The organism is Klebsiella sp. PK18, from assembly GCF_057784655.1.
On sequence record NZ_CM173493.1, the window covers coordinates 1703700 to 1715881 of the forward strand.

Here is a 12182-nt window from a genome sequence, read left to right on the forward strand (position 1 = left end):
GGGAGAGTGGGTGGTAGCGCTGCAGGACGCAGTCAGCTTTTCTCTCTTCATAAGCCGGCAGGGAAGCAACGGCGATGACAGCTGCTCAGGAATTGGCAAATTTTGATTTACTGATGATGTGACATTATGAAGAAAAAAATTGTTAGATTTTCGGCATTAGCATTGGCGATTGGTTTTTTATCGGGTTGTACGGTTATCCCAGGCCAAGGGTTAAATAGTCTGCGGAAGAACGTGGTTGAGCTTCCTGATAGCGACTACGATCTGGACAAACTGGTGAACGTGTATCCGATGACTCCAGGACTGATCGATCAGCTCCGTCCGGAAACCGTTCTTGCTCGTCCAAATCCCCAGTTAGATAATTTACTGCGCAGTTATGAATATCGCATTGGAGTTGGCGATGTGTTGATGGTTACGGTATGGGACCACCCGGAACTGACGACTCCTGCAGGTCAATACCGTAGCGCCAGCGACACCGGTAACTGGGTTAACTCTGACGGTACCATCTTCTATCCTTATATCGGTAAAGTACAGGTGGCAGGGAAAACGCTTAGCCAGGTACGCCAGGATATTGCCAGCCGTTTGACAACATACATCGAAAGTCCACAGGTTGACGTTAGTGTTGCAGCATTCCGTTCGCAAAAAGCCTATGTAACTGGCGAGGTAGCAAAATCAGGACAGCAGCCAATTACTAATATCCCCCTTACGGTTATGGATGCCATTAATAATGCTGGTGGACTGGCTCCTGATGCCGACTGGCGGAATGTTGTGTTAACACATAATGGTAAAGACACAAAAGTCTCTTTATATGCATTAATGCAGAAAGGTGACTTGACTCAAAATCACTTACTTTATCCCGGCGATATCCTTTTTGTACCACGTAATGATGATCTAAAAGTATTTGTCATGGGTGAGGTGGGCAAACAAAGTACTTTAAAAATGGACCGTAGTGGTATGACGGTAGCTGAAGCTTTAGGTAATGCCGAAGGAATGTCTCAAGCATTCAGTGACGCAACAGGAATATTTGTCATTCGTCAGTTAAAAGATGATAAGCAGGGTAAAATTGCTAACATTTATCAGCTCAACGCCCAAGACGCTTCTGCTATGGTACTTGGTACAGAATTCCAGTTACAGCCATACGATATAGTATATGTCACAACTGCTCCTTTGGTACGTTGGAATCGTGTCATCTCGCAGCTTGTACCGACTATAACTGGCGTGCATGATATGACAGAAACTGGGAAATTCATAAGGACTTGGTAATAACTATGTTTAATTCAATCCTTGTTGTTTGTACCGGTAATATTTGTCGCTCACCATTAGGCGAAAGATATTTAAGAGCAGCCTTGCCTGAAAAAAAAATAGATTCTGCTGGAACAGGGGCATTAGTTGGTTATCAGGCAGATCCAACAGCAATTAAAATTGCTTTAGAGCATGATATATCGCTCGAAGGACATATAGCCAAACAATTTACTTCAACAATGTCTAGACATTACGATTTGATTTTAGTAATGGAAAAATATCATATAGAAAAAATAGGTCGCATAGCTCCTGAAGCTAGAGGCAAAACAATGCTGTTCGGTCATTGGTTAAATCAAAGGGAAATTCCTGACCCGTACAAAAAAAGTGAGGAAGCGTTTGCTTCAGTTTATCAGTTAATTGAGCAAGCCGGCATGCGCTGGGTTGATAAATTAAGCGGCAGTTATTAGGAATAATTATATGGCATCTATTACTAATAAGAATGAAATAAAGGACTCGGGTGAACTGGATTTAGGTCGCCTTTTAGGTGAATTAATTGATCACAGAAAGCTTATTATATCTGTGACCTCGCTTTTTACTTTATTAGCACTAATTTATGCTTTGTTTGCAACTCCTGTATATCAAGCTGATGCGCTAGTGCAAGTTGAGCAGAAACAAGCGAATGCTATTCTTAGTAATCTAAGTCAATTGTTACCTGATAGTCAACCGCAATCGGCACCTGAAATAGCTTTATTACAATCAAGAATGATTTTGGGCAAAACAGTTGATGATTTAAATTTACAAACACGAGTTGAGCCACTTTATTTCCCATTATTTGGAAAGGGATGGGCTCGCTTGACGAACAAAAATGCTGGTAGTTTGGATGTAGTCAAGTTTTATCTATCGGGCGCAAATGATGAAGATGCACCTGATGCAGAAGTTAGAGTAATTGATAAAAATCACTTCGAGATTACAGTTAATGACAATGTATATAAAGGAACAGTAGGGGAGTTATTACAAAACAATGATGTAATTATAAAAGTAGATAGAATAAATTCAGAAGCGGGTAATGAATTTAAACTTACATACTATAGTCGCTATAAAGCGATAGCTAATTTACAAGAAAACCTTTCGGTAATTGATAAAGGTAAAGATACTGGAATGCTAACTCTCTCACTGAGTGGTTACGATCCAGTATTGATTCAAAAAATAGTTGATAACATTGCATCCAATTATTTAGCTCAAAATATAGCAAGGCAAGCAGCGCAAGATGCGAAAAGTTTAGATTTTCTGAATGAACAATTGCCAAAAGTAAGAAGTGATCTCGACTTAGCTGAAAGTAAGTTAAATGAATATAGGAAAAAAAGTGATTCTGTAGACCTTACACTTGAGGCGAAGGCTGTATTAGATCAAATTGTTAATGCTGATAATCAGTTAAATGAATTAACGTTCAGAGAATCTGAGATTTCTCAGCTATATACTAAAGAACATCCTACATATAAAGCATTATTAGAAAAAAGAAAAACGTTACAAGATGAGAAGAATAAATTAAATAAACGGGTTTCTGCAATGCCTTCTACACAACAAGAAATTCTTCGGTTGAGTAGAGATGTAGAGTCAGGTCGAGCGGTATATATGCAACTGCTCAATCGGCAACAGGAGTTGAGCATTGCTAAATCTAGCGCAATCGGTAACGTACGAATTATAGATAAAGCGATTACTCAGACAAAACCAATAAAACCGAAAAAGGTCGTTATAGTTTTATCGGGAATATTAATAGGTATTATATTTTCAGTCATAATTGTATTGTTGCGTGTGTTTTTAAGACGTGGTATCGAATCTCCAGAACAATTGGAGGAGCAGGGTATCAATGTTTATGCAAGTATACCTGTGTCCGAGGAATTTGCTCATAATATACTGAAGAAAAATAAAGCAGGAACTAAGAAGAATGTTGAATATGCTCATTTCCTGGCTGTAGAAAATCCTGCAGATTTGGCAATTGAATCAATAAGAGGATTACGCACCAGCCTTCATTTTGCAATGATGGAAGCTAGAAATAATATATTAATGATCTCTGGGGCTAGTCCGAATGCTGGTAAAACTTTTGTTAGTTCAAATTTAGCAGCAGTTATATCTCAGACTGGCAAAAAAGTCCTGTTTATTGATGCGGATATGCGAAAGGGATACACGCATAAGCTATTTAAAGCGAGTAATGAAAATGGATTATCAGATTATTTATCTGGGAAAGTCGAACTGCAAAATATTATTCAGAAAATCCCTGTAGGAGACTTTGATTTCATACCAAGAGGCATTGTTCCACCTAATCCTGCAGAGTTGTTAATGCATAGGCGATTTGGTGAATTAACAAACTGGGCCAATGAGCATTACGATATCGTAATTATGGACACCCCGCCAGTTTTAGCAGTAACAGATGCAGCGATTATTGGCAATTATGTAGGGACTACTTTACTTATAGTTCGTTTTGAACAGAATACTGTTAAAGAAATTGAAGTGAGTATTAAGAGATTTGAACAAAGTGGCGTTATTGTAAAAGGCTGTATCCTAAATGGCGTGGTAAAAAAAGTAAGCAGTTATTACGGTTATGGCTATCAACATTATGGCTATTCATATTCTGACGATAAATAGGACTTAAAAACGACAAGGCAGACAGACTGCCTTGTTATATACTATTTTTGAGAAGAATAATCGCGTCAACACGTGAGGAAAAAATGACACTTTTTTCTAGAAATTTTATCGTCAGTGTATCTCTGGCAATTTCTGACTTTGTAAGTCTTTCTTGCTCGATCTATATCGCTTCTGCATTATTACTATTTGTAACTTCAAATAAGGCTCCATTGCAAAATATAGATGAATGGGTTTTATTACATACTATCTTATCAGTTATTTGTATTGCATGGTTTTCAATTAGGCTAAGACATTATTTTTATCGGAAAACATTTTGGTTTGAACTCAAAGAAATCTTAAGAACTTTAGTCATCTTTTCTGTGATAGAGATAGCTGTTATGACCTTTGCAACATGGTCGTTTTCTAGAGTTCTGTGGATAATAACATGGAGTAGCATTCTATTATTTGTGCCTCTTTTGCGCATGTTAACAAAAAAAATACTGGATACTTTAGACTTATGGAAAAGAGATACATGGATTATAGGCAATGGGGTTAATGCCATTGAAGCATATAAAGCAATTAGTAGTGAGAATAATTTAGGGTTGGTAGTTGTTGGTTTTATTTCCTCCAATAATGATAAGAATCCTGCAATTGACAAAATTAATAATGTCCCAGTCCTGGAAAAAAATGTATCATGGCTTGATACGATTGATAACAAAACACAATTTATTGTTGCTGTGGAAGCACATGAAAGTGAAATACGGAATCGTTGGCTGAGAAGTTTCATGATTAAAGGCTATCGTTATGTATCGGTTATACCTACTCTGAGAGGGATGCCATTAGATAGTACAGATATGTCATTTATTTTTAGTCATGAGGTAATGATTTTCCGTGTGCAACAAAATCTTGCCAAATTATCCTCTCGTATTTTAAAACGGTCATTTGATATTATTGGTTCCACGCTAATTATAGCAATGATATCCCCATTGCTAATATATATTAGTAGGAAAGTTAAAGCGGATGGTGGGCCAGCAATATATGGGCATGAAAGGATTGGGAAAGGAGGTCGTAAATTTAAATGCCTGAAATTTCGCTCAATGGTTATTAATTCTCAAGAAGTATTGAGTGAATTATTAGCCTCCAGCCCCGAAGCAAAGGCTGAATGGGATGCCACATTTAAATTAAAAGAAGACCCGCGTATAACTAAAATTGGGAATTTTCTGAGAAGAACCAGTCTTGATGAACTGCCTCAATTGTTTAATGTTCTAAAGGGTGAAATGAGTTTAGTTGGTCCTAGGCCAATAATTACTGCAGAACTTGAAAGATATAATGAGGAAGTGGAATATTATCTCTTGAGCAAACCCGGAATGACAGGTTTATGGCAGGTTAGTGGGCGAAGCGATGTTGATTATGAGACAAGAGTATATCTGGATGCTTGGTATGTTAAGAACTGGTCTATGTGGAATGATATAGCGATATTATTTAAAACGATTACCGTTGTCTTAAAACGAGATGGTGCATATTAATAACAATTAACCTTTTGATGAGCGGTATCAAATATGACTAAAGGGATTATAGGCAAAGCCCTTGTTAAGGCAGTAATGTCTTTTCGAGAATTATATTATACAACTATTAATCGAATCTTCTTAGGGTTAATCTGGGATCTTGGTAAGTCTTGTGCTTTTGAAGGTGCTATATATGTACCAGCAGTCAAAGGAAATGTAAAAGTAGGCGATAATGTTAGATTCGGTCCGTTTGTTAGAATTGGTGCTACAGAAGGGGCAAAAATAATTATTGGTGATAATGTCAGCGTTAATCAAGGAAGCTTTATTATATCTAGGGAATCTATAGTTATTGGGAATAATACGCGGGTTGGAGAATATGTTTCAATCCGTGATAATGATCATGAATGGAGAGATAAAAATACGCCGATTTTACAGCAAGGATTCATTACAAATGCTGTTGAGATTGGAAGTGATGTTTGGATTGGAAGAAATGTAGTGATTAGTAAAGGGGTTAAAATAGGAGATGGCGCCGTCATTGGCGCTAATGCGGTTATAACAAAAAATGTAAACCAATACGAGGTAGTAGTCGGAAATCCTGGCCGTGTTATAAAAGTTAGAGGTGAATAAATTTGTTTAAAAAATTTATACACATTGCTTCAGGCCCCATTATGGGACAAGGTGTTTTTTTTCTATTAACCCTATTTTTGGCATATAAAGGCTTAACGCCAGAAGTTGCAAATATTAGCATTGCAATAGGAGTGCTGTCATTAATTCAGTGGTGTGCGGATGGGGGGGGGGTATTTTTACTAGGTCGGTACTGTGCTAAAAATATATTGTCTGAAGTGATTGGTACGCTATATATAGTCAGGATATTTTATTCGCTAGTTGTTTTTGTTGTTTTGTTTTATATTCTTCCGTTGTTTTATCATAATGATTTTTTACACGAATGTATTAAATACTCGTTCATTCTGTGTGTTTTTGGAGCTGCGAATATTTCTGGCTTAGCTGACTTTTTAGGTAAAAACAAGATAATTGGACCTTTCGCTTCTCTGCCATGGTTGTTTGTAAGTATCTATATCATATGGGAATATTATATTGGGAATATTTCTAATAACCAATATTCTTCAGTTTCAATTGTAATCAGCTATACATCGGGTTTTGTAATTTCATTATTAGTTCAATATAGCATTTGTTGGCATTTTTTTGAAAAAACGAAGATAAAGTTATTTTCATATAAAAAGCTAATATTCAATGAGGTTGGAGGATTTTTTTTCTCTTATTTTTTATCGCAATCATACGCAAGGCTATTGCCAATTCTTGTGGATATGTATTTAGGCAAAGCTACAGCTGGTTTATTTGCGATTGCGAAGACATTTTTGAATATTTTTTCACAGTTATTAATGTTTCTAAGGCGCGTAGAAAACGAGAAAATAATCAAAGTCACAGAGTCTAGTAATTCAAGTTGTTCGGATATAAAACCTCAAAATATCGATTTTTTATTACTTAAAATGTCTTGGCGAACATCGAAGTTTATTCTGGCGACATCATTTGTGAGCATCGGCGCTTTGTACTGTATTGAATTGTTGATGCCTGTTGTTTCACAAAAAATAGTTTTAATTTGGTGGTTTATTTCTATAAGTCTATCGTCGTTAGTAATTTGGAATTATTCAAGCATTTTAGGTCAATCGCTAATTATATCAGGGAAAACAACTGAGTATGCATTAATACTTTTTATAAGCTTACTTGTGAATATTGCGATAAATATATTTTTGTTTTCTTCATTTGGCTTATGGTCCATTATTATCGCAGAACTGATAATGTATATAATTCAAATCTTAATATTTATATTTAAGATACGTTATCAACGTAGAGATAAAAAATATGTTCTTTGAGACACTCTTGTTTATAACTTTAACAATATTGTTTGTTTTTTTATTAAATTGCAATATTGTTTATGTAAGGCATCGTTGGAGTGCCTTGAGTCCTTTTAATTTTTATATTTTCTTAAATGTTATAATCTTCCTTGATTTTTATTTTTTTTATTATCAGCGGGATACATCGTTTCTTGAGCAAAGTTTTTACATTTCCGATGATGATTTCTTTTTGGGATTTTATTTTTTTATTTATAGTTATGTTATGTTGACTTTAGGCATGATTGTATACCTATTAGGTAGGAATAAAAATAAAAGGCAGGAAGTGATCATATATGTTGATGAATTTAATGCTTCGACTAAAAGATTGTATAGGAACCAATTCGTTGGCATTTCTATAATTTCATTAATCATTTTAGCCTCAAATTTTGGGGCGGTAATTTCAATGATAGCCGGAGATATTACTAAACAAAACTTATTCAGAGATGAACTTGGGCTGTTGTTTTTATTTACATTCCTGCCTTATTCAGCAGCGCTTGCGATAAGTGCTACAGAAAAACTCAGGAATAGAATATTAATAATTCTTGTAAGTTCCGCACTTATGATTTTTACGGATTCTAGGGGCGGTGTTATATACATGTTTTTATTGTTATTCTATGCCTATAATGAAAAAAACAAAAAAATAAATCTTATTTCATATTTCATTGCACTACCGCTTGTAGGATATTTACTGACAGTTTTACGATATGTATTTCGCGAATCTTGGCGATACTCATCAATGAGTGATTTTGTCGATGATAAAGGGGGGTATTTTCAGCTATTTTTTAACTCTGTAGAGATATCAATGGCAGAAGTGATATCTACAGCAATAAAGTTTTCAACCTATATCAGCAGATTTCCTTTGGAAAGTATTTGGGCAGGGGTTGTTTTTCCCATACCGAGATCAATATATGAGTCTAAACCAGTAGGGGGTTCTAGCGCTTTTACTAGTATTATGTCACCTGACAAATGGTTTTATACTAAGAGCGAGATAGTTGTTACTGGGTATGGTGATTTATATTTAAATCTTGGTTTTCTCTTTAGTGGTATTCTGCTTTTTTTTGTTGGTGTCTTTTGGACTTATTTAATTGTTAAGAATGTAAATAAAGGAGCCCAGAATAACATCTATATTATACCAGTGCTAATGTGGTTAATGTATACATTCTTGCGAGCTGATATTTTTAATATGATGCGTTGGTTATGGGCGTTTGTAATTTTCAATTTAATAATTTACATTCTTAATAAAATAAAAATACGATAGGAGCTAGCATGATTATTATTTGCGGTCCATTTCCTCCACCAGTTCATGGGATGTCTAAAAATCTACTACTTTTTAAGGAAAAAATTGAATTCTTAGAAGGTAAGGTTGTACCTATAGATATATCACCTGGTACTTTAGTAAGAGGAAAGAAGTATCATCTGACTAAAATAAAAAAAGTTTTAATAGCTTTAAGTAAAATAATTTCTATAAAAAAAGCGGATAGAAATGAAAAAATAAAATTTTATCTACCTCCTGATGGCGGCTTTGGGCTTGTTTATAGTATTTTGTTGACAACAATAGCTAGTTTTAAATGTGATAAGATCTATTTGCATCATCGTAGCTATGCATATATTAATAAATATTCAGTATTAATGGCTGTGTTAAATGCTGCTGCTGGTAAGAAAGCTACTCATATCTTCTTGTCTGAAAAAATGGCTAATGATTTTTCAAAGAAATATCGAGTAGATAAATATTATATTGTTTCTAATCTAATACACGTCAAAAATTGGTTTGAATTGAATTTAGAACCTAAAAAGTATACTCAAGATGAAATAGTATTAGGGTTCATGAGTAATATTTCTATAGAGAAAGGAATAAAAGATGCAGTAAATACTACCTTAATGCTAAGAGAAAAAGGGATTAATGCAAAGTTAAAGATAGGTGGAGTCTGTGATAATATTGAAATCGAAAATTATTTGAATGACACAATAAAATCAAATCCTAGTTATTTTGAATTTGTTGGGTTTGTTGACAAGAATAGTAAACTCGATTTTTTTAAAGAACTTGATTGGTTTTTATTCCCAACAAGATATGTTAACGAAGCTCAACCGAATGTTTTATTTGAATCAGTTGCCGCTGGAGTACCATTTATTACAATTGAAAGAGGATGCATTATTGGTGATTTCCCGGATTATCCTTATGTAATGAGGGAAAAGGAAAATTTTCCAGAATTTGCTACAAAAGCTATTATTGATAATATCACTCCTTATTCTTATGAAAAAAATAGGGCAGAACTAATTTTGAAAGTTAGGCATCAATTGAATGATGCAGAACTAAAAGAAAACACAATGTTTGAAAACATTTTAAATTAACCAATAATTGGAGTAGATGATGAAAAAGGCGTTAATTACTGGTGTAACTGGTCAAGATGGATCTTATTTGGCTGAATTGCTTTTGAGTAAAGGGTATGAAGTTCATGGCATCAAACGCAGGGCGTCCTCATTCAACACCGAACGTATCGATCATATCTACCAGGATCCTCATGAAAGTAATCCAAAATTCCATCTTCACTATGGTGATTTAACTGACACATCAAACTTAACCCGTATTTTATCTGAAGTACGTCCTGATGAAGTTTATAATTTAGGGGCAATGAGTCATGTGGCTGTTTCGTTTGAATCACCTGAATATACCGCCGATTGTGATGCAATAGGAACTCTTCGTCTTTTAGAGGCTATTCGCTTTTTAGGATTAGAAAAGACAACTAAATTCTATCAAGCCTCTACTTCAGAACTTTATGGGTTAGTACAAGAAATACCTCAGAAAGAAACAACACCATTTTATCCACGATCTCCATATGCTGTAGCAAAACTCTATGCATATTGGATTACTGTAAATTACCGTGAATCTTATGGCATGTATGCTTGTAATGGGATTTTATTTAACCATGAATCACCACGTCGTGGTGAAACTTTTGTGACCAGAAAAATTACGCGTGGTTTATCCTATATTTCTCAAGGTTTGGAAAAATGCCTATATATGGGTAACTTAGATTCATTACGTGATTGGGGACACGCTAAAGATTACGTGAAAATGCAATGGCTTATGCTTCAACAAGAAACGGCAGAAGATTTTGTCATTGCAACTGGTATCCAGTATTCAGTTCGCGATTTTATATCAATGGCCGCTCTAGAATTGGGTATTACTCTTAAGTTTGAAGGAGAGGGTGTTGACGAGAAGGGAATTGTTGCTTCTGTAAATAATGAAATCTCTCCGGCTGTCAATGTAGGTGATGTCATTGTTGCTGTTGATCCTCGATATTTTCGTCCTGCTGAAGTCGAAACATTACTGGGCGATCCAACTAAAGCTAAAGACAAACTTGGTTGGGTACCAGAAACAACATTACAAGAAATGGTAACCGAAATGGTTGCTTCTGACCTTGAGGCAGCCAAAAAACATTCACTCCTTAAGAAGCATGGCTTCAATGTAAATATCTCAATGGAGTAAATTATGTCCCAAAAGCGTATATATATAGCAGGCCATAATGGCATGGTAGGTTCGGCTCTTGTTCGTAATCTTGAAACGAGAAATGATGTTGAACTTATTTTAAAAACTAGACAGGAACTTAATTTACTCGATCAGCAAGCAGTAAACAATTTCTTCAAAACTGAAGACATCGATGAGGTTTATCTCTCTGCTGCTAAAGTTGGTGGTATTATGGCAAATAATACTTATCCTGCTGATTTTATATATGAAAATTTAATGATAGCTTCTAATATTATTCATGCTGCTCATGTCAATGATGTTAATAAACTATTGTTTTTAGGTTCTTCCTGTATATATCCTAAACTTGCTAATCAGCCGATAAGTGAAGCTGAACTTTTACAAGGAACGCTTGAACCGACGAACGAACCTTATGCAATAGCGAAAATTGCAGGTATAAAATTATGCGAATCATATAACAGACAATATAATCGCGATTACCGGTCAGTTATGCCTACTAATCTATATGGGCCTTTTGATAACTTCCATCCAACTAATTCTCATGTGGTACCTGCGCTAATCAGACGTTTCCATGAAGCAAAGGAAAATGATCAGGCTGAGGTTATAGTCTGGGGAAGCGGAAATCCTAAGCGTGAATTTTTATATGTCGACGAAATGGCTGCTGCTAGCGTATATGTCATGGAGTTGAATAAAAATGTATACGATCAGTTTACGGAACCAATGCTCTCTCATATCAATGTTGGCACCGGCCGCGATTGCTCGATAAAAGAATTAGCATCTACAATTGCTAGTGTGGTCGGTTATAAAGGCAAGATTACTTTCGATAGTACCAAACCGGATGGCACACCTAGGAAATTGCTAGATGTGAGCCGTTTGGCCGCACTGGGATGGACTTCAAAATTATCTTTACACGATGGGTTGGTTGAAACCTATCAATGGTATTTAGATAATCAAGATACCTTTAGAAGGTGATAAATGTTAACTGATGAAGAATTTATTAATGTCATCAAACTTACGCCTCTTATTTCTATAGATTTTATTGTAAAGAACAAGCGTAATGAAATTCTTCTAGGTAAACGAGTAAATAGCCCCGCAAGGGGCTATTATTTCGTGCCCGGAGGACGTATTTTGAAAGATGAAACTATAGATGATGCATTTCTTCGATTAAGTCAAACGGAGTTAGGTATAAGCATACCAAAAGATTTATGGAATTTTCATGGCGTTTATGAACATTTTTATGAAGATAATAAATATAACAATTTATTTAGCACCCATTACATTGTACTTGCGTATGAAACAAAATTAACAGATAAAATAAACTTCCCTACCAACCAGCACTCTGAATATAAATGGGTCCTCGAATCATTAGTTGGTAAAGACGAAAGAATTCATAATTACACAAAAAATTATTTTCCGGCATGA

The 12182-nt window shown here is 35.2% G+C and carries 11 protein-coding genes; all 11 read left to right on the forward strand.

Annotation, left to right across the window (positions count from 1 at the left end):
- Nucleotides 1-126: 126 nt before the first annotated feature.
- The 11 genes from AC3EMD_RS08280 to AC3EMD_RS08330 all read left to right on the forward strand — a co-directional run bounded on the left by AC3EMD_RS08280 (nt 127) and on the right by AC3EMD_RS08330 (nt 12182).
- Nucleotides 127-1260: a polysaccharide export protein gene (locus tag AC3EMD_RS08280; protein WP_001775085.1), complete on the forward strand. Its 1134-nt coding sequence runs from the start codon at nt 127-129 to the stop codon at nt 1258-1260.
- Between the two features lie 5 nt (nt 1261-1265).
- Nucleotides 1266-1706 carry an arsenate reductase/protein-tyrosine-phosphatase family protein gene (locus AC3EMD_RS08285; RefSeq protein ID WP_167341197.1) on the forward strand — a complete coding sequence of 147 codons (441 nt, stop codon included), beginning with the start codon at nt 1266-1268 and terminating at the stop codon, nt 1704-1706.
- Between the two features lie 10 nt (nt 1707-1716).
- Nucleotides 1717-3882, forward strand: a complete 2166-nt coding sequence (locus AC3EMD_RS08290) for a polysaccharide biosynthesis tyrosine autokinase (RefSeq protein ID WP_182000020.1) — start codon at nt 1717-1719, stop codon at nt 3880-3882.
- Nucleotides 3883-3965: 83 nt separating this feature from the next.
- The gene (wbaP, locus tag AC3EMD_RS08295) at nt 3966-5387 is read left to right on the forward strand and encodes an undecaprenyl-phosphate galactose phosphotransferase WbaP (protein WP_302074026.1); all 1422 of its coding nucleotides are present in this window, start codon (nt 3966-3968) and stop codon (nt 5385-5387) included.
- A 33-nt stretch (nt 5388-5420) separates the two neighbouring features.
- Nucleotides 5421-5993, forward strand: coding sequence for an acyltransferase (locus AC3EMD_RS08300; RefSeq protein ID WP_001775089.1), 573 nt, complete (start codon nt 5421-5423; stop codon nt 5991-5993).
- Nucleotides 5994-5995: 2 nt separating this feature from the next.
- Complete coding sequence (locus AC3EMD_RS08305; RefSeq protein WP_228281130.1) at nt 5996-7258, forward strand: lipopolysaccharide biosynthesis protein; 1263 nt, start codon at nt 5996-5998, stop codon at nt 7256-7258.
- Entirely contained in the window at nt 7248-8537 is a 1290-nt protein-coding gene (locus AC3EMD_RS08310; protein WP_167341200.1) for an O-antigen polymerase, read from the forward strand. The genes AC3EMD_RS08305 and AC3EMD_RS08310 overlap by 11 nt, the downstream gene beginning before the upstream one ends.
- An 8-nt stretch (nt 8538-8545) precedes the next feature.
- On the forward strand, nt 8546-9628 hold the full coding sequence (locus AC3EMD_RS08315) for a glycosyltransferase (RefSeq protein WP_167341201.1): 1083 nt from the start codon (nt 8546-8548) through the stop codon (nt 9626-9628).
- A 16-nt stretch (nt 9629-9644) separates the two neighbouring features.
- Nucleotides 9645-10763, forward strand: coding sequence for a GDP-mannose 4,6-dehydratase (gene gmd / locus AC3EMD_RS08320; protein ID WP_024193811.1), 1119 nt, complete (start codon nt 9645-9647; stop codon nt 10761-10763).
- Nucleotides 10764-10766: 3 nt separating this feature from the next.
- Nucleotides 10767-11732, forward strand: a complete 966-nt coding sequence (gene fcl / locus AC3EMD_RS08325) for a GDP-L-fucose synthase (protein WP_302074027.1) — start codon at nt 10767-10769, stop codon at nt 11730-11732.
- A gap of 3 nt (nt 11733-11735) precedes the next feature.
- A complete protein-coding gene (locus tag AC3EMD_RS08330; protein ID WP_001775095.1) occupies nt 11736-12182 on the forward strand; it encodes a GDP-mannose mannosyl hydrolase in 447 nt (148 codons plus the stop codon).